Here is an 18,262-nt window from a genome sequence, read left to right as displayed (position 1 = left end):
GGGAAGCCGTGGGGAGAGCCGGCGAGCCGTTCGGAGCAGCGTGCCGGGCGGTGAGGTCCGGGGTGGCTGATGCTGATCGAGAGTGACGAGGGACGGCCTGACTGCTGCGGAGGTGTGACGCGGATGTCGCTGTGGTCCGGGGTACTTCCGCCGCTGCCGGCGCCGCTGACCCGAAGTCTGAAGGGAGGGATCGCTGCCGGGGCGCGTGAGGCTGTGGGCGGGGCCGCCTCGCTGCTCGGCCTGGACAAGCGGGATGTGTGGTCCCGCCCCGGGCGCTGCCATATCGATGTGCGGGGCGTGCGGGGCCCGCGCGGCATGTGGGTGGGCCGGCTCGTGGAGCGCGCGCTCGAGGAGCATCCCGGCGTGCTGTGGGCGCGCGTGAACGCACCCGCGGAGCGGGTGGTCGTGGAGCTGGCCTCGCCGCCACCGTCCCGACAGGAACTGATCCGGATCATCGCCCACGCGGAGGCCCATGGGGCCGCCGGCACCGCGGATGAGGGCGGGTTCGACGGATGGTGCCCCGAGCCGCACCATCCCTGTGAGGCACCCCGCACCCGGCCCACCCTTCCGGTCCTCGCGGCGGACATCGCGGGGCTGCTGCTCACCGTGGCCACGCGCCTGTCGCCGTGGACCCCGCTGCCCGCCGAGGTGGGGGCCCTTGCGACAGCCGTCCAGTGCCACCCCTTGCTGCGCCGGCTGGCGGCGTCGGTGCTCGGCGGGCGGGAGCGCCCGGAATCGGCAGTTCCGGCCCTCAACGCACTCGTCCAGGGCGTGGCCACCCGCGGGGGTGGACTCGTCCTCGACGCCGCTCAGCGGCTGGCGCAGTGGCGGGAGGCGAACGCGGCCCTTCAGGCGTGGTCGGAGGCGGAGCCCCGACTGGTACGGGGACCGGAGGACGCGCAGGCCGAGCCGACCCTCGCCCAACGGCCCCAGTCACACGAGGACGTGACGGCGCGTTATGCCGTACGGGCCATGGGGGCGGGTGCGGCCGTCGGCGCCCTGACGACCCCCGCCGTGGGGCCGAGGCGCGCGCTCGCGGTGGCGTTGTCCAGCATGCCGAAGGCGCCGGAGGCCGGGCGCGAGGGCTTCGCCACCAGCCTGGGCCGATTTCTCGCGCTCCGGGGCGTCGTGGCCATGGACCGCGGCGCGCTGCGGCGCCTGGGACAGGTGGACACCGTGCTCCTGGACGTGGACGCACTGCGCAGCGGCCGCCACGAACTGACGGATCTGGAGCTGCTCGACGGCGCCGATCCCAGCCAGGTGACCGATCGGCTGTTCGCCCTGTTCGACCCGGCCGCACCCGGGCTCGTCCACCGCGACGGCGACGGCTGGACGCTCGGCCCCCTGGAGGACCTGGAGCTGACGGGCGGCAGCGGTCGAGGGGCCGCGGACCGCCTGCGGCACCGTGGCGGCGAACAGGTGCTGGGCCTGGCCCGCGGGGACCGTCTGGTGGCCGTGGCCGGGGTCGCGATGCAGACGCTGCCCGGCGCGCAGGCCCTGACGGCCGCGGCCCGCCGTTCCGGGATCCGCGTGGTTCTCGCCGGCGACCAGCCGTATCCGGAACTCGGCTTCGTCGACGCGATGGTGCCGACGGGAAGCCGGCTGGTGGCGTCCGTACGCGCGTTGCAGGCGGACGGCGGCGTGGTGCTGCTGGTGTCGGGGAACCGCCGTGCGCTCGGAGCGTCCGACTGCGGCCTCGGAGTGCACCGGGAGGGAGAGCCCCCGGCCTGGGGCGCACATCTGCTGGTCGGCACCGACCTGGACTCGGTCGCGCTGATGCTCACCGCTGTCGGCGTGGCCCGCCGGGTCGACCGGGACAGCGCGGTGGTCGCCGCGAGCGGCAGCGGCATCGGCGCCGTCGCGGCGATGCGGGCACCGGCCGCCGAGGCGTGCTCGCGCGGGCAGGCGGCGTGCAACACCGCCGGCGGGATCGCCTTCGCCCTGGGGGTCTGGCGCGCCCGGCAGCTGTACTCGCGTCCGGTCACCCCGTCCGTGGAGACCGTGCCCTGGCACCTGATGCCGCCCTCGCGAACCCTGGAGCGGCTGCGCACGAGCATCGACGGGTTGTCCGCGGACGAGGCCGAGGCACGGGCCAAGGGCCCGGCACGGGCGGCCCTTCCGCCACGGATCACCCTGCCGTCGGCGTTCGTCGAGGAGTTGGCCAACCCGCTGACACCCGTGCTGGCCGGCGGTGCGGCCCTGGCGGCCTCCGTGGGTTCCCGGGCGGACGCCCTGCTGGTCGCTCTGATCACCGCCACATCGGCCCTGGTGGGCGGCGTTCAGCGGGTGAGGACCGAACACGCCCTCGCCGAGTTGACCGCCCGCTCCGCCGTGGGTGCCCGGGTGCGGCGCGCAGGCGCCGAGCGGCTGGTCACCGCGGAGGACCTGGTGCCGGGAGACGTGGTGCTGCTCGGGCCGGAGGACGTGGTGCCCGCCGACTGCCGGCTGCTGCGGGCCCAGGGCCTGGAGGTTGACGAGTCGTCGCTGACCGGCGAGTCCCTGCCCGTGGCCAAGGACCCCGCTCCCGTGGTCGCCGCACACCTCACCGACCGCCTCTCCATGCTCTACGAGGGCACCACCGTCTCCGCCGGAGAGGCGGTGGCCGTGGTCGTGGCCACCGGGGCCGCCACCGAGGTCGGGCGTACCATGGCCACCGCCCGGGAGGCCGCGCCCGTCACCGGCGTCGAGGCCCGGCTGTCGTCACTCACCAAGGCCAGCCTGCCCGTGGCGACGATCTCCGCGGCGGCGGTGGCCGGGGCCGGGCTGCTGCATGGACGCCCCCTCGCCGAGAGCCTGGCCTCGGCGGTGAACCTCGCGGTCGCCTCGGTCCCCGAGGGCCTGCCGTTCCTTGTCAACGCGGCCCAAATGGCCTCCGCGCGCCGGCTGGCCGAACACGGGGCGCTCGTGCGCAACCCGCGCACCATCGAGGCGCTCGGCCGGGCCGATGTGCTCTGCTTCGACAAGACCGGCACCCTCACCGAGGGCAATCTCCAGCTCGCCGCCGTCAGCGACGGAGAGCGCACGCTCCCACTCGACGGGCTCGGCCCACGGCACCGAAGCGTCCTGGCGGCCGCCCTGCGCGCCACCCCCGCCGCCCGCCAGTCCGAGCCGATGGCCCACCAGACCGACCGGGCGGTGGACGCGGGGGCCCGACGGGTGGGGGTGTCGGTCGGTCGCGGCGCGCCCCGCTGGCGGCGCACCGGCACCCTGCCCTTCGACTCCTCCCGGGCCTACCACGCCACCATGGGCACCACCGCCGGCCGTACCCTGCTCAGCATCAAGGGCGCCCCCGAGATCCTGCTGGACCGCTGCCGGCACCGACGTCTGAACGGGACGCAGACCGCACTCGACGACGCCGGGCACAAGGCGCTCACCCGGGCCACCGAACAGCTGGCCGGAGCCGGCCGCCGCGTCCTCGCCGTCGCCGAACGCCCCATGGCGCCGGGGGAGGAGCTGACCGACGAGGCGGTGCGCGATCTGGTCTTCGTCGGATTCGTCATCCTGGCCGACCCGGTGCGTCCCGGGGCGGCGCCGGCCACCACCCGGCTGCGGGCGGCCGGGGTGCACACGGTCCTGCTCACCGGGGACCACGCCGCCACCGCCGAGGCCATCGCCGCCTCCGTCACCGGCGACCCCAACCAAACGGTGTGCACGGGTCCGGAACTGGACCAGCTCGACGACGACGCGCTGGACGCGCTGCTGCCCACGGTGGATGTGATCGCCCGGTGCACCCCGCACCACAAGGTCCGTATCGTCGAGGCGTTCCAGCGTCTGGGCCGGGTCGTGGCGATGACCGGCGACGGGGCCAACGACGCCCCCGCCATCCGGCTCGCCGACGTCGGCATCGCGCTGGGACGGCGGGGCACCCCCGCCGCCACGGCCGCCGCGGATCTGGTCATCGGTGACGACCGCCTGGAGACGATCGTCACCGCCCTGACCGAGGGCCGTGCGATGTGGACCTCGGTGAGGACCGCGCTGGCCATCCTGATCGGCGGCAACCTCGGCGAGGTCACCTTCAGCGTGCTCGCCTCCGCGCTGTCCGGCAGGTCACCGTTGAGCGCCCGTCAGATCATGCTGGTCAACCTGCTCACCGACCTCGCCCCCGCCCTCGCCATCGCCGTACGCACCCCGGCCGAGGGCACCGGGGAACACCTGCTGGAGGAAGGTCCCCACCAGTCGCTGGGCACCGCGCTCACCCAGGAGATGATGCAGCGCGGGCTCACCACCGCCCTCGGTTCCGGGCTGGCCTGGACGGCCGCCCGCTTCACCGGCACCCGACGCCGCGCGGGAACGGTGGCGCTGGCCGCGGTGGTCGGCACCCAGCTCGCACAGACCCTCGCCAGCGGCGGTGCCGACCGTCAGGTGCTCGCCGCCACCATCGGCTCGGCGGCGGTCCTCGTCGGCATCATCCAGACCCCGGGCATCAGCCAGTTCTTCGGATCCACCCCGCTGGGCCCCCTCGGCTGGGGCATCGCCCTGACGGCCATCACCACCGCCACGCTCCTGCACGGACGACTGGAGCCCCTCGCCCGTTGCCTGGCTGACACCGGCTGGCTGCCCTCCCCGGGGGAGCAGCACGGTGAAGCCAAGGGATCGGCGTTGCCGGCGTCGGCCGCGGCGGCTCTGGCCGCTGCACCGATGGCGTGGCTGAGCGGGGCGCTGTCCCGCATCGGCCTGCTCTCACCGGCCGCCCACCCGCCGCCTCCTCAGTGAGAGGGCCGGCCACCGGCCTCCTCATTGAAGGGCGGCCACCGGGCAGGCCTGCCCGAAAGCCCTCAGCCGGCCGAGTCCCCGGGCGGCACGGTCTCCGACTCCCGTGTGAGATCGCCCGGGCCCAGGCGCAACCCCCAGGCGTTGCGGCGGTGGGCGGCGGTGAGCGCGGCCTCGAGCGGTGACGGCGGCACCGCCAGGACGGGGCAGACCGGCACCCGGTGACCGTCGTGGGCCGGCACTGCGAGGCCGGTGACGTGCCGGCCGCGGATGTGGACCTTCCCGAGGACGTACGTCCCGGGGACCTGCTCGCCGTGCCCGTCGCCGGTGCCTACCACCTGTCGATGGCCTCCGGCTACAACCTGGTCGGCCGCCCGCCGGTGACCGCCGTGAGGAACGGCCACGCCCGGCTGCTCGTCCGACGCGAGTGCCTGGACGACATCCGCAGCCGCGACGTCGGCCTCCAGGACCGCCGTCCTCGGACCACTTCCCCTGCGGATCCTGCTGCGCGAACGCACGGGAACGACGGCAGGCTCGCCGCGGGGGCGGTGACCTCGCTCCGACGGGACGGCGGCTTCCCTCACGATCCGCGGGACGGTGGCCGACGGCAGCCCGCCCGCCGGCCTCAGGCCCCCTGCCCCCCGAAGGCGTCCAGGATGCGTTCGGCGGCCCGAGTGGCCGTCAGCTCGCCCTGCCTGACCCGCTGTTCCAGGGCGGGTGCGAGGCTGCGGACCGCCGGGTCGGCGTGCAGACGGCCCAGCAGTTCGTCGCGGACCATGGTCCAGGTCCAGTCGACCTGCTGGTCGCGGCGCCGGGCGGCGAGGCGTCCGGTGGAGTCCAGCAGTGTGCGGTGCTGTTCCAGTCGCTCCCAGACGGTGTCGAGGCCCGTCGACTCGCGGGCGCTGCAACTGAGCACGGGCGGCGTCCAGAAGGCGTCCTTGCCGTGCATCAGCCGCAGCGCGCCCGCCAGTTCCCGCGCCGCGGCGCGCGCGTCCCGTTCGTGCGGGCCGTCCGCCTTGTTGACGGCGATCACATCGGCCAGCTCCAGGACACCCTTCTTGATGCCCTGCAACTGGTCCCCGGTGCGCGCCAGGGTCAGCAGCAGAAAGGAGTCGACCATGTTCGCGACGGCCGTCTCGGACTGGCCGACGCCGACCGTCTCCACCAGGACCACGTCGTAGCCGGCGGCCTCCATCACCACGATCGACTCGCGGGTCGCCTTGGCCACCCCGCCGAGCGTGCCGGCGGTGGGGGAGGGGCGCACAAAGGCCGCCGGGTCGACGGCCAGCCGCTCCATCCGGGTCTTGTCGCCGAGGATCGAACCGCCGGTCCGGCTGGAGGACGGGTCGACGGCGAGCACGGCCACCCGGTGCCCGAGGCCGGTCAGTATGGTGCCGAAGGAGTCGATGAACGTCGACTTGCCCACGCCCGGCACCCCGCTGACCCCGATCCGCCGGGCTCTCCCGCTGTGCGGCAGCAGCTCGGTCAGCAACTCCTGGGCCAGCGCCCGGTGCTGGGGATGGGTCGACTCGACGAGGGTGATCGCACGGGCGATCACCGCTCGCTTGCCGTCGAGGACTCCCTTGACATATGTGTCGAGGTCGATGGCCATGGACTCATGGCCTCACAGGTCGCCGTGTCCGAGGTCGGCCGCCAGCCGCGTCACCAGGTCATGGGCCGCGTCCGGGATCACCGTGCCGGGTGGGAACACCGCCGTCGCGCCCATCTCCCTCAGCGTCGGAACATCCTGCGGCGGGATCACCCCGCCCACGACGATCATGATGTCGTCACGGCCTTCCTCGGCGAGCGCCTCGCGCAGCGCCGGTACGAGGGTGAGGTGCCCCGCGGCCAGCGACGACACCCCGACGATGTGCACATCCGCCTCGACGGCCTGCCGGGCCACCTCGGCCGGGGTCTGGAACAGCGGGCCGACGTCCACGTCGAAGCCGAGATCGGCGAAGGCGGTCGCGATCACCTTCTGCCCGCGGTCGTGGCCGTCCTGGCCCATCTTGGCGACCAGGATGCGCGGCCGGCGCCCCTCGGCGTCGGCGAAGGCGTCGACGAGGGCCCGGGTGCGGTCCAGGTTCGGCGACTCGCCTGCTTCGTTGCGGTACACACCGGAGATCGTACGGATCTGGCCCGCGTGCCGGCCGTACACCTTCTCCAGGGCGTACGAGATCTCCCCGACGGTCGCCTTCGCCCGGGCCGCGCGCACGGCCAGCTCCAGCAGGTTCCCCTCGCCGTCGGCCGCCCGCGTGAGCGCGTCCAGCGCGTCCTGGCAGGCGGTCTCGTCGCGCTCCTCGCGCAGCCGCCGGAGTTTGGCGATCTGCTGGCTGCGCACCGAGGAGTTGTCGACCTTGAGCACCTCGATCTGCTCGTCGGAGTCCACCCGGTACTTGTTCACGCCGATCACCGGCTGGCGCCCGGAGTCGATACGGGCCTGGGTGCGGGCCGCGGCCTCCTCCACACGCAGCTTGGGGATGCCCGCGTCGATGGCCTGCGCCATGCCGCCCGCCTGCTCGACCTCCTGGATGTGCTGCCAGGCGCGGCGGGCGAGGTCGTACGTCAGCCGCTCCACGTACGCGCTGCCGCCCCACGGGTCGATCACCCGCGTCGTGCCGGACTCCTGCTGGATCAGCAGCTGGGTGTTGCGGGCGATACGCGCGGAGAAGTCGGTGGGCAGCGCGAGCGCCTCGTCGAGGGCGTTGGTGTGCAGCGACTGGGTGTGGCCCTGGGTGGCCGCCATCGCCTCCACACAGGTGCGGGTGACGTTGTTGAACACGTCCTGCGCGGTCAGGGACCAGCCGGAGGTCTGCGAATGGGTGCGCAGGGACAGCGACTTGCTGTTCTTCGGGTCGAACTGCCTGACCAGCTTGGCCCACAGCAACCGGGCCGCGCGCAGCTTGGCGACTTCCATGAAGAAGTTCATGCCGATCGCCCAGAAGAAGGAGAGCCTGGGCGCGAAGGCGTCCACGTCCAGGCCCGCGTCCCGGCCGGCCCGGATGTACTCCACACCGTCGGCGAGGGTGTAGGCCAGCTCCAGGTCGGCCGTCGCGCCCGCCTCCTGGATGTGGTAGCCGGAGATGGAGATGGAGTTGTAGCGGGGCATCCGCTGCGAGGTGAAGGCGAAGATGTCGGAGATGATCCGCATCGACGGCTTCGGCGGATAGATGTAGGTGTTGCGGACCATGAACTCCTTGAGGATGTCGTTCTGGATGGTCCCCGCCAGCTTCTCCGGCGGCACCCCCTGTTCCTCCGCCGCGACGATGTACAGCGCGAGCACCGGCAGCACGGCGCCGTTCATCGTCATCGACACCGTCATCCGGTCCAGCGGGATGCCGTCGAAGAGCTGTCGCATGTCGTAGATCGAGTCGATCGCCACGCCCGCCATGCCGACGTCACCGGTCACCCGCGGGTGGTCGCTGTCGTAGCCGCGGTGTGTGGGCAGGTCGAAGGCGACCGACAGGCCTTTCTGACCGGCCGCCAGATTGCGGCGGTAGAAGGCGTTGGACTCCTCGGCCGTGGAGAAACCCGCGTACTGGCGGATCGTCCAGGGCTGGTTGACGTACATCGTCGGGTACGGGCCCCGCAGATACGGGGCGATGCCCGGGAAGGTGTCCAGGAAGTCCAGGCCCTCCAGGTCCTGCCCGGTGTACAGCGGCTTGACCGTGATGCCCTCGGGGGTCTCCCAGAGCAGGTCGGCACCGTCGGTCGCCTTCTTGACGGCCGTACGCCACTCGTCGGAGCCGTCGCCGGAGACCGGGGTCCCCAGCTCGATCGCGGAGAAGTCGGGGATGGACATCAGGACACTCCCATGCGGTCGAGCGTGGCGGAGAGCACGGCCACGGCGTCGCAGCCGGCGAAGACATGGGTGTCGACACCCGCGTACGAGCCCGGGCGGCCCGCGAGGAACACGTGCCGCGCGCCCGCCGCCCGCAGTTTCTCCGCGGCGGCCCCGGCTTGCTCCTCGTACACCGTGTCACTGGAGCACAGGCACACCTCCCGCGCCACGCTCTCCTCGAAGGTGCCCTCGGTGACGGGCTCGATGCCGCCCGCCTGGAAGAGGTTGGCGGCGAAGGCGAGCCGGGCGGTGTGGGCGGCGGCCGGGCCGAGCGCGGCCAGGAAGACGCGGGGCCGGGCACCGGTCGCGGCGAGGTGGGCGTCGGAGCGGGCGCGCAGCGCCTCGAACGCCTCGTCCCGCCGTACCCGGGGCAGGCCCCCGGACGGCGGCTCGGGCGCGGCAGCGCGGAGGACCGGCTTCTCGGCCAGGTGCGGGAACTCGCTGACGCCGGTCACCGGCTCACGGCGCTTGGCGAGCTTCGCGCTGCGCAGGGACCAGGTCTCGGCCAGCCGCTCGCGGACCAGACCGGAGCGCAGGGCCGCCGCCTGTCCGCCGGCCCGCTCGATCTCCTGGAAGAACTCCCAGGCGGCGTGCGCGAGGTCGTCCGTCAGCCGCTCCACATACCAGGAGCCGCCCGCCGGGTCGATCACCCGGGACAGATGCGACTCCTCGATGAGGATGGTGGAGGTGTTGCGGGCGATACGGCGCGCGAAGGCGTCCGGGAGTCCCAGCGCGTGGTCGAAGGGGAGCACGGTCACGGCGTCGGCACCGCCCACCCCGGCGGCCAGTGTCGCGACCGTCGTGCGCAGCATGTTCACCCAGGGGTCGCGGCGCGTCATCATCACCGGCGAGGTCACCGCGTGCTGGAGCTGCGCGCCCGCCTGCGGCGCCCCGCAGACGTCGGCGACCCGGGCGAACAGCCGCCGCGCCGCCCGCAGCTTGGCGATCGTCAGGAACTGGTCGGCGGTGGCGGCGTACCGGAACTCCAACTGGGCACAGGCCTGTTCGACGCTCAGCCCCGCCCCGGTCAGCTCGCGCAGATAGGCGACAGCCGTCGCCAGCGAGCAGCCCAGCTCCTGTGCCGCGGACCCCCCGGCCTCGTGGTACGGCAGGGCGTCCACGGTCAGCGCCCGCAGCCCCGGATACCGCTCGGCGCACAGCCGGGCCGGCTCGGCCACGGACGCGATGTCGTACGACTGCCCGGTGCGGGCCTCGTGGCCCAGCGGGTCGGCGCCCAGGTTGCCGCGTGCCGTGTCCGCGGCGACGCCCCGCTCCTCGTAGAGCCGCAGCAGCAGCCGCGTGGCGGGCTCGGTCTCGGCGCCCGCGTCCAGGACGACGGGCGCCAGGTCCAGGTAGACGCCGTCGAGGGCGCGGTCGAGCGACGCGACGGGGATGCCGGACTCGCCGACGGCCAGCCACAGCGAGGTGACGCCGTTCTCCAGGTCGGTCAGGATCGCGCCGCCGTCCGCGACCGTGTGCCGCTGGCGCACGTCCCAGCCGCCCACCGTGTTTCCCTCGGCCCGGCCGCCGCGCACAAAGGGCGCGAAGCCGGGCAGGCCGGGGTCGGGCGCGTGGTCGTGCCCGGTGTACAGGGGCCGGGTGCGCAGCCCGTCCTCCAGCGCGGTGGACAGGGCGTGCTCTGCCTCGGCGTCCGAGACTTCCCTGCCCGACTTGCGCAGCACACCTGCCACCAGGTGCTGCCACTGCTCAAGTGTCGCGTCAGGGAACTCGGCCGCCAGGGAGAGTTCTTCGGCAGGCGGGACGGTCATGCTCGGATGTTAGGGCAGGTCGGCAAAGGAGCAGCAGAGGGCATGGTTGTGACCTTGTTCTCGTTGGGCGCACGAGAGGGGCCTCGTCCGGCGTGGGAGGGGGTTCTTGTCCGGAGTGTGCCGGTGTTTCCCGCCGGGGGTGTGACGTGGTTCTCGGGCGTGGACAAACGACGCGATCCGCCCACTTGCGCCCACGTGGTGCGGGCGGGGCGCGGGTGGTCCGTCGCCCGCACCCCGCCGCGGCTAGCGGAGATCGACCACCGTGCGCAGTTTGCCGCTGGTCGCGGTGCGCTCGAACCTCTCCCTGCGCACGGTCTCGACAGCGAACGCGAGCAGGCCCTCCGCCTCGGCCGAGGCCAGCTCCGCCACCTCGGCGGCGAGGGCGTCCCGCGCGGCGGCCGGGTCGGACGCGTACCCCTCGTCGAGGCGGACCGTCAGCAGCTCGCGGCCGGAGCCGGGGGCGACCAGCAACTGCATCTCGCCGTGGTAGCCCAGCCGCTCCTGCGCCGCCCGCAGGATGCGCCGATAGTTGAAGAAGTACGTGCCGACGCGCACGACATCGCCGTAGCGGCCGAGCAGTTCCAGACGCGGTATGTGGCTGCCGCAGGCGCACGCACCCTCGATCGCGCGCCCGAGGTCCCCGATCTCGTAGCGCTCCAGCCGCTGCCCGGCACGCGCCCGCGAGGTGAACACCAGCCGCCCCGGCTCGCCCGGCGTGACGGGCCGGTCCTCGTGCGGGTCGAGAATCTCCAGCGTGTGCAGATCGGTCAGCACATGGTGGACCGATCCCCGGGACTGCGCGCACTGGTAGCCGAGCGGTCCCAGATCGGTACTGCCGTAGGCGGCCGAACGGATCACCTCGACACCGAACTCCTCGGTCAGCACCCGGCGCTGCTCCTCGGTGAAGTGCTCGCCGCCGTAGAACACCGTGCGGATGCCGCCGTAGGCGCGGAGGCGGTCACCCTCCGCGTGGAACAGTTGCCACAGATACGAAGGCATGCCGAAGAGGGTGTCCGCCCGTTGGGTGACCAGTGCCTCGGCGACCACGGCGTGATCGGGCCCCGCGGCCATCGGGATCTGCGTGGCGTTGAGCCGTTCGAGGATGGAGAAGAAGCTGATGAAGCTCCCGTACATGCCGCCGCAGTAGAAGAGGTTGGCCGCCCGGTCGCGGGCCGGGTCGAAGCCCGCCGCGAGCAGCCCGTCCGCCGCGGCGCGCATCTGGTTGTCGTAGTCCTCGCAGGTGAACACCGACAGCGCGGGCGCGCCCGTGGAGCCGCCGCTGCGGAAGTACAAGTGCGCGTGCTCCGGCGCCAGGGACGCCAGCGCGCGCTGCACGTCCTCCTTGCCCAGCAGCGGCCCGCCGGGCGCCGGGGGCAGCACCGGCGGCTCCACCAGGTCGTCCAGGCAGGCCACCGTGCGGAACGCCGCGTCCGACGCGCGGACACTGACGCGCCGGCTGTAACGCTGCAACGCGTAGACCCCGTCGTGCGGTTCGCCCTCGTAACCCTCCAGCATGGAACCGACCGGAGTGACCCGGGTGACGCCCGCGGCGAACGCCGCCCGCGCCAACTCGGCCGCGTCCGCCCTGCCGCCGCCGATGGCCATGGTCTGGAGATAGCGGCGCATCGGCCGCAGTGTCGCGGTGAGCGCGTGCCGGGGCAGCGGCTTCACCCGGACGCTGCGGTGCAGCGGGGAGGCGTCGAGAGCCGGACGGGTGTCGGCCAGTACCCGCCAGGAGCCGTCGGCGGCGGCGATCACCCGGGTCAGACCGAGGTGCTGTTCGAGCCGGGCGAGCTGCTCCACGGTCGTGATCTCGGCCTGCTCGGCCGTGTTCGGCCGCGGCGCCGGCCATGTGCCGGAGACCTTGGCGAGGTGCTCGGCGAACCGCTCGGCGAACGCCAGTGCCTCCTCGGCGTCCTCGGTGTCCAGGTAGACCACCTGTGGGCTGGAGCACGCCTGCTGGTCGAAGCGGCAGACGTCCTCGGCGAGCGCGTCGAGGGTGCCGGCGTCGGCCGCCGCCTGGCGGGTCAGATAGGCGAAGGAGATCCGGTGGCCCCACTCGACGATCCGGCAGCCGGGCGGCGCCAGGTCGCTCACCGTTCGCACGGCGTCCTCGCCGCCCCATACGGCGATCGCGTCCGCCTGCCCGCACAGCGTCCGGAGCCACTCGCGGCGCGAGGACGGGAAACGCAGGGCCACGACGCGTTCGGCGATGAGCCCCGTCGGGTCGGCGGCGCCGAGCGCGGCGAGCAGATCGAGGGCGAGCGGAGTGTCGGCGCTGCTGGTCTTGAGCACGTTGACGTTCCCGGCCAGCAGTCCCTCGACGACGCTCAGCGGCGCCACGGTGGCGGCGTTTCCGGGAGCGATGTGCACCAGCAGGCCGACCGGCGCCCAGGCCTCGTACACCGTCTCGCGGGCGTCCGGCCGTGTCAGCCGCTCCGGCCGGAGCCCGCCCAGCTCCCGGCGGAGCTTGCGTTCCAGGGCCTTCCGGGTGAGCGCCGAGGCCAGCTCGGCGAGGGCGGCGCCGGCCTCGTCGGCGGGCAGGTGCCCCGCCAGCCGGGTGTACAGGGCGGAGGCGGGATCGGTCAGTTCGGAACTCACCGCGGCGCAGGCGCCGAGCACCACATCGGTGGGCAGCGGACGCGACAGGACCCGGCCGGCCGGCTCGGACAGTGCGGCGAGCCGGCGGGCCGCCTCGGCGTCGTCGACGAACTCGCCCTGCCAGAGGTGGAGTGCGGAAGCGGTCACGACATTCCCTTCAGGAGTTCGGCTGCCGCGACCGCGCAACTGCGGTTGCGACTCACCCCGGCACGGCCGTGCACGGTGAACCAGTCGGTGGACAACGGGCAGCCGCACTCCTCGCCGGGGTGCAGCGACGCCAGGTCACCCATCACGACGCTGTGCGCCGGTACGGACGTGATGTACGGGCTGACCAGGTGCAGAAAGCCGCGCTCCCCGTACGGCAGCGGGCGCAGCGTCGCCGGGTCGCGCACGGCGGCGCGCGACCACACGGGCACATGCAGCCGGTGCCGGGCGCACTCGATGTACGGCACGCAGTGCTCGACGGACCCGAACGTGTCGCGGACCCGCTCACCCGGGACACCGAGACGCCCGGAGATCTCGGCGTAGAACTCCTCCTTGCCGATCTGCCGGTCGGCGTGGCCCTTCCAACCGCCGCCCAGCACCACCAGCGACCCCTCGGGCAGCCGCAGCGGCGGCAGTCCCATGGCACTCATCCGCTCCAGGGTGAAGTGCAGGAACGCGGGGAAGCCCAGGATGCGCACCGGCACGTCGTCCTCGGCGTACCGCTGGAGCGCCGCGATGCAGCCGTGCACATCGAACTCATGGCCCGAACCGGTGTGCCGCAGCGCGTGCGTGGTGTGCCGGGCCGGCGCGAAGTCGCACAGATAGTTGTCGGTGAACGAGGTGCCCAGTGTCAGGGACGGGGCGGGCTCGTAGCTGTAGAGGAGGTAGTTGACCGGCTGGTCGGGTGTGATCCAGCCGTAGTGGTCGAAGATCCGGGCCACCATGCGCTGCGCCGAGCGGATGGTCCACTCGTCGAAGAACATCTGCGACTTCTGACCCGTGGTGCCCGAGGAGGTCAGACGCAGGAAGACCTCGTCGCGAGGGATCGACAGCACCTCGTGGCGTTTGAAGAACGCGGCGGGCACCAGCGGAGTGCGCACCCCCTCGCCCACGGTCGGCGCGGGAACCTCCGGCGGGTCCTGGAGCAGGGAGCCGAAGAACGGGGAACGCCGCGCGTGCCAGTCGTTGGCCTCGGCCATGGCGGCGGCGAACAGGGCGTCGGCCTCGGGTCCGGTGTCGTACGGCGATGCCAGGTCGCACAACCGCTGCACATGGCCGAGTGCCGCCGGGTCGGGGACCTCGACGGGAGCGAGATGGGGGTTCATCGGGACACCTCGTGAAGGGGCAGATAGGTGGCGGTCCATGCGCTCAGATAGGCGCTCAGATACGGCTGGAGCAGCGCGCTGACCGCCGTCGTCCTGAAGTCGATCTGACGGCTGGTCCGGGACAGCACGACGTAGTCGTGGAAGCGGTCGTGCAGACGGCGCATCGCCGGGTACACCGCGCTCGGCACGAAACCCGAGGCCAGGAAGACCTCCAGTGCCTCGCTGTCGGCGAGCGGCAGCAGCGTCTCGGCGTAGTCCGCGCCGGCCCGGGTGACCACGGAGATCAGCGCCTCCAACGCACCGGACACGGCCGCGGGACGCGGATCCACGGCGATCAGGGCGCAGCTGCCCGCGACCGGGTCCAGATCGGCGTACGCCTCGAAGCGGCCGTCGGCCGCGACCAGCATCGCGTTGGGCGTGTGCAGGGGGAAGAAGCGGTCGCCCGCGTCGGGGAAGCGTTCCAGGAAGCGGCGGCGGACGAAGGCGGAGGCGGCGATCAGCTCGATCGGCTCGGCCCCGGTGACGGCGGACCGTGCGGGCCGGGTGGCGATCCGTTCCGTCCCCGCGTAGTCGACGCCGACGCCCGAGGACGCCGCGGACAGCAGCGCCGCGAGGCGTTCCGGTACGTGCTCCACGGGGGCGCGGCGCTCCAGTACCCCGTCGGCGTAACGGGCGAACAGGGCGAGGCTCTCGCAGCCGTCGACCTCGACCGCGTTGGGCATCAGGCCGAGCGGCCGGAAGCCGTTGCGCACCACGACATGCTGGGGGCCCTCGGTGACGACGCGGACGGTGGCGTACACCGAGTCGAGGCGGCCGGTGCCGAACGCCTCGTCGCACACCGCACCGGTCAGCACGGAGGCCAGGCCCCCGCCCCGGTGCCCGGGATGCACGGCGAGGCCGACGAGCTTGCCGACGCGGCTGCCCGGGTCGGTCTGCACCACGGCGGAGCCGACCAGGGCGCCTCGCTCCGTGCGGGCGGTGAGCCAGTGCGCGGTGCCGTCCACGATCAGCCGGTGCATGACGGCCGGGTCGCTGCCCAGCGGCACCGGATAGCCGTGCCCGTACACGTCGAAGTACAACTGCCGCAGCTCCGCGATGTCCTGGACCGCGGCGGGAGCGAGAACGACGCTCATGACGCGTCTCCCGTCAGCGCGACCTGATGCCCGGCCGGGGCGTACGGCTCATCCTCCGGGATGTCCGCGCGACCGCCCAGCCACCACAGCGCCAGGGCCACCGGGACGAGACCGGCGCCCTGCACCAGGCAGAGGGCGCGCGCGGTCAGATGGTCGCCGAGCGCGCCGAAGACGAGCGAGGAGACGGGGAACGTGGCGCCGAGCAGCGCCTGCATCGCCGTGAAGAAGCCCGCCTTGTCGTCGGCGGGCACCAGCCGCTGGAACAGCGCGACGAAGCGCACGCCGATCACTCCCACGCACCAGCCGGCGACGACCATCGAGCCGGCCGCCACCGCGTGCCCGGTGAGCAGGCCCGGCAGGGCGAGGCATGCGGCCATCACGGCCAGGCAGACGCTGCCCAGGGCGACCGGGCGCCCTGGCAGACGCCCGCCGGTGAACGACCCGACGAGCGTGCCCGCCCCCAGCGCCACCTCCAAGGAGGCGACGGTCGAGCCGGTGGAGTGCAGCACACCCCGCGTGTACAGCGGCATGACGACGTAGACGGCCGTGGTGAACACATTGGCGGCGGCGAAGCAGACCAGGACACGGCGGACGAACGGCAGGCCGGCCAGGATGCGGCGCAGCGTCCGCCGCTCCGGCGCGGCCCCGCTCGCCGGGCCCTGCGGGGCGGCGGCGTGCGGGAACCGGGCGGCGCGGATCAGCAGGGCCGCCGTCAGATACGCGCCCGCGCACCCGGCGGCGACATCCGCGAGCCCGCCCGCGTCGACCACCAGGGGGCCCAGGAGCCCCCCGCCGAGCCCGGCCAGTGACTGGGTGGACAGCTCGAACCCGGTGGCCGCCTCGATGTCCGCGTCCTCGACCAGTTCGGGCACCGCGGTCGTCAGACACGGATCGAACACCGCCTGGCACGTCGCCAGAGCGAGTCCGGCCGCGTAGACGGCGGCCACCGGCAGCGGCCCGGCGGTCGCCCAGGCCGCCGCGGCCGTGGCGAGGACGCCCGCCGCCCCCGCCGCCACGGCCAGCACCGTGCGGCGGGCGTGACGCGCGATGACGCGGGCCACGACCGGGGCGAGCACGACCGCGGGAAGGGTGCTCGCCATGAGGAACAGACCCGAGTCCAGCCCGCGGTGGTCGCCGCCGGCGAAACCGACCAGCCACCAGACCGCACCGACCTGGAACATCCTGCCCGCCATCTGGGTGAGCAGCTGGCCGACCCAGACCGTGCCGAACGACGGGTTGCGCAGGACGACGGGCAGACGCCGCGCGCGTGGTACCGGTGTGCTCATGAGTGCGGCCGTTCGTCGACCACGCGGATCAGCTTTCCGGAGCGGGCGTTGACCGCCAGGTCCCGGTGCCGCACCCACTCGACGGTGAGCGGATCGACATGCCCGGCGGCCATCGCGCTCGCGTAGGCCGGACGCTGCCCCAGGACCGCCCTGGCGACGCTCTCGCCCAAGGAGGTGTGCCGGTCGCCGGGTTCGCCCGTCGCCAGCCGCAGCACCAGGCCGTCACGGCCGTTCCGACGGCGCACCACGAGTTGCAGGCCGGTCACCTCGCCGGCCGCGTCGGCCGCCGTGACGACGTCGTGCACATCCTGCGTGTACAGCGAGACGGGGCCGACCCGCACGCCCTCCTCGGCGCGACCGAGGATGCGGAAGACCCCCGCGTCCCGTGCCACCCATGCGGCCCGGTCACCCGCCGGGTAGCGCAGAATCGGCATCAGCCGGCGGCGCAGGTCGGTGACGACCAGCCGGCCCGGCACGCCCTCGTCCTCGACCGGCAGGCCGGTCTCGTCGTCGAGTATCTCGACCACCGTGTACGGGGTGAACGCACGGTGCACGCGCGGATCGCCGCCGGGCACCGCCTCGCCGAGCAGTCCCGCGTCCACGCTCGCGTATCCCAGCGAACGCGTCCGGGCGTGCGGGAACGCGGCTTTGAGCAGGGGAAGTTGGTCGCTGAACAGACACTCACCGCCGAAGAGCAGCAACTCCACGTCGGGCAGGGTTCGATCGGCCGAGGTGAGACGCTCGGCGAGTGAGCAGAGCGTGGTCGGCGTTCCGGCGACGACCTGAACCCGGAATTCGTGCAGGGTGGCCGCGGTGGATTCCCAGGGTGCCGCGCCCCCGATGGGCAGCCGCACATTGGCCACCGGGGATCGGTGCAGTGAGTCGAGAATGAAGCTGAAACTGGCGTACAGGTCACCCGCGTAGAACAGGTCGGCCACCCGGTGACCGGGCTGCAGTCCGGCCGTGACGAGGCCGGCGCCGAATGCCGTGGTGAACTCACGCCATTCCGTACGGGTGTAGTACGAGAACTTCGGGGACCCTGTGGTGCCGCCGCTGCGAAAGACGACCGCTTCCTCCAGGGGTGCGGTGAGCAATCTGTTGTCACGCGGTGAGTTCGCTCGCCAGAATTCCTCTTGGGGCACCACCGGAAGATCCGTGAGGTGGGCCACATGATCCGGGAGGTGAGCGTAAAGCTCCCGGTAGAACGGCGAGTTGCGACGCGCGAAGCGTATCAGCTCCATGAATGGTTGAACTGGCATCAATTCCTGCTCGAGGGCATGCTCGGTGAACCGTCGGCAAAGGGAAGGGCCGACGGCGGCGCTACGGGTTTTGTTTGCTGCGAAACAATGTTGTTCGCCGTTGAAGCAGCGAGGAGATGTGGGTCACTGACGAGGTGATGGATTGGCGGCACCCGGAATATCCGGGGCGCCCACACCCGAAGGATATCTCATCATTCGGAACCCTCTTGCGCCAACTGGCCGCTTGTGCATCGAACTTCGGCCATATGTGGACGAGCTGTGACGGTGTGCGGTTCCCTCTCCTTCAGGAGAGGGTCGTCACACATGGCTCTGGTTCCATAAGTAATTCTTGAGGCCTCTTCAAGATGCCTTTA

The 18,262-nt window shown here is 72.8% G+C and carries 9 protein-coding genes and 1 pseudogene; 2 read left to right on the top strand and 8 right to left on the bottom strand.

Going from position 1 to position 18,262, the window contains the following annotated elements; translation table 11 throughout:
* The first annotated feature begins 123 nt into the window (after positions 1-123).
* Both ACIP94_RS15125 and ACIP94_RS15120 read left to right on the top strand, forming a co-directional pair.
* On the top strand, positions 124-4,713 hold the full coding sequence (locus ACIP94_RS15125; RefSeq protein ID WP_402424791.1) for an HAD-IC family P-type ATPase: 4,590 nt from the start codon (positions 124-126) through the stop codon (positions 4,711-4,713).
* 215 nt (positions 4,714-4,928) lie between these two features.
* Positions 4,929-5,174, top strand: a pseudogene (locus ACIP94_RS15120) (diaminopimelate decarboxylase); the annotation flags it as partial.
* A gap of 161 nt (positions 5,175-5,335) precedes the next feature.
* Here ACIP94_RS15120 and meaB read toward each other — a convergent pair.
* The 8 genes from meaB to ACIP94_RS15080 all read right to left on the bottom strand — a co-directional run bounded on the left by meaB (position 5,336) and on the right by ACIP94_RS15080 (position 17,909).
* Positions 5,336-6,322 (bottom strand): methylmalonyl Co-A mutase-associated GTPase MeaB, encoded by a 987-nt coding sequence (meaB, locus tag ACIP94_RS15115; RefSeq protein WP_402424788.1) that lies wholly within the window; start codon positions 6,320-6,322, stop codon positions 5,336-5,338.
* 12 nt (positions 6,323-6,334) lie between these two features.
* Positions 6,335-8,512 carry a methylmalonyl-CoA mutase gene (gene scpA / locus ACIP94_RS15110; protein ID WP_402424785.1) on the bottom strand — a complete coding sequence of 726 codons (2,178 nt, stop codon included), beginning with the start codon at positions 8,510-8,512 and terminating at the stop codon, positions 6,335-6,337.
* Positions 8,512-10,320, bottom strand: a complete 1,809-nt coding sequence (locus tag ACIP94_RS15105) for a methylmalonyl-CoA mutase family protein (RefSeq protein ID WP_402424783.1) — start codon at positions 10,318-10,320, stop codon at positions 8,512-8,514. The genes scpA and ACIP94_RS15105 overlap by 1 nt, the downstream gene beginning before the upstream one ends.
* Positions 10,321-10,563: 243 nt before the next feature.
* Positions 10,564-13,068, bottom strand: a complete 2,505-nt coding sequence (locus tag ACIP94_RS15100; RefSeq protein WP_402424781.1) for an acyl-CoA reductase — start codon at positions 13,066-13,068, stop codon at positions 10,564-10,566.
* On the bottom strand, positions 13,065-14,231 hold the full coding sequence (locus ACIP94_RS15095; protein ID WP_402424778.1) for an acyl-protein synthase: 1,167 nt from the start codon (positions 14,229-14,231) through the stop codon (positions 13,065-13,067). The genes ACIP94_RS15100 and ACIP94_RS15095 overlap by 4 nt, the downstream gene beginning before the upstream one ends.
* On the bottom strand, positions 14,228-15,364 hold the full coding sequence (locus ACIP94_RS15090; protein WP_402424776.1) for a GNAT family N-acetyltransferase: 1,137 nt from the start codon (positions 15,362-15,364) through the stop codon (positions 14,228-14,230). The genes ACIP94_RS15095 and ACIP94_RS15090 overlap by 4 nt, the downstream gene beginning before the upstream one ends.
* A complete protein-coding gene (locus ACIP94_RS15085; protein WP_402424773.1) occupies positions 15,361-16,650 on the bottom strand; it encodes an MFS transporter in 1,290 nt (429 codons plus the stop codon). Before ACIP94_RS15085 ends, ACIP94_RS15090 begins: the two co-directional genes overlap by 4 nt.
* Positions 16,647-17,909, bottom strand: a complete 1,263-nt coding sequence (locus tag ACIP94_RS15080; protein WP_402424771.1) for a phenylacetate--CoA ligase family protein — start codon at positions 17,907-17,909, stop codon at positions 16,647-16,649. The genes ACIP94_RS15085 and ACIP94_RS15080 overlap by 4 nt, the downstream gene beginning before the upstream one ends.
* Between the last annotated feature and the right edge of the window lie 353 nt (positions 17,910-18,262).

Source organism: Streptomyces sp. NPDC093261 (assembly GCF_044753645.1).
GTDB lineage: Bacteria > Actinomycetota > Actinomycetes > Streptomycetales > Streptomycetaceae > Streptomyces.
The sequence above is the reverse complement of the archived record's forward strand: the minus strand, read 5'-3'. Positions and strand labels throughout refer to the sequence as shown.

Excerpts from the sequence above, each read along its gene's own strand:
- ACIP94_RS15125 (WP_402424791.1), top strand. The coding sequence starts at position 124 with ATGTCGCTGTGGTCCGGGGTACTTCCGCCGCTGCCGGCGCCGCTGACC.
- meaB (WP_402424788.1), bottom strand. The coding sequence starts at position 6,322 with ATGGCCATCGACCTCGACACATATGTCAAGGGAGTCCTCGACGGCAAG.
- scpA (WP_402424785.1), bottom strand. The coding sequence starts at position 8,512 with ATGTCCATCCCCGACTTCTCCGCGATCGAGCTGGGGACCCCGGTCTCC.
- ACIP94_RS15105 (WP_402424783.1), bottom strand. The coding sequence starts at position 10,320 with ATGACCGTCCCGCCTGCCGAAGAACTCTCCCTGGCGGCCGAGTTCCCT.
- ACIP94_RS15095 (WP_402424778.1), bottom strand. The coding sequence starts at position 14,231 with ATGAACCCCCATCTCGCTCCCGTCGAGGTCCCCGACCCGGCGGCACTC.
- ACIP94_RS15090 (WP_402424776.1), bottom strand. The coding sequence starts at position 15,364 with ATGAGCGTCGTTCTCGCTCCCGCCGCGGTCCAGGACATCGCGGAGCTG.
- ACIP94_RS15085 (WP_402424773.1), bottom strand. The coding sequence starts at position 16,650 with ATGAGCACACCGGTACCACGCGCGCGGCGTCTGCCCGTCGTCCTGCGC.
- ACIP94_RS15080 (WP_402424771.1), bottom strand. The coding sequence starts at position 17,909 with ATGCCAGTTCAACCATTCATGGAGCTGATACGCTTCGCGCGTCGCAAC.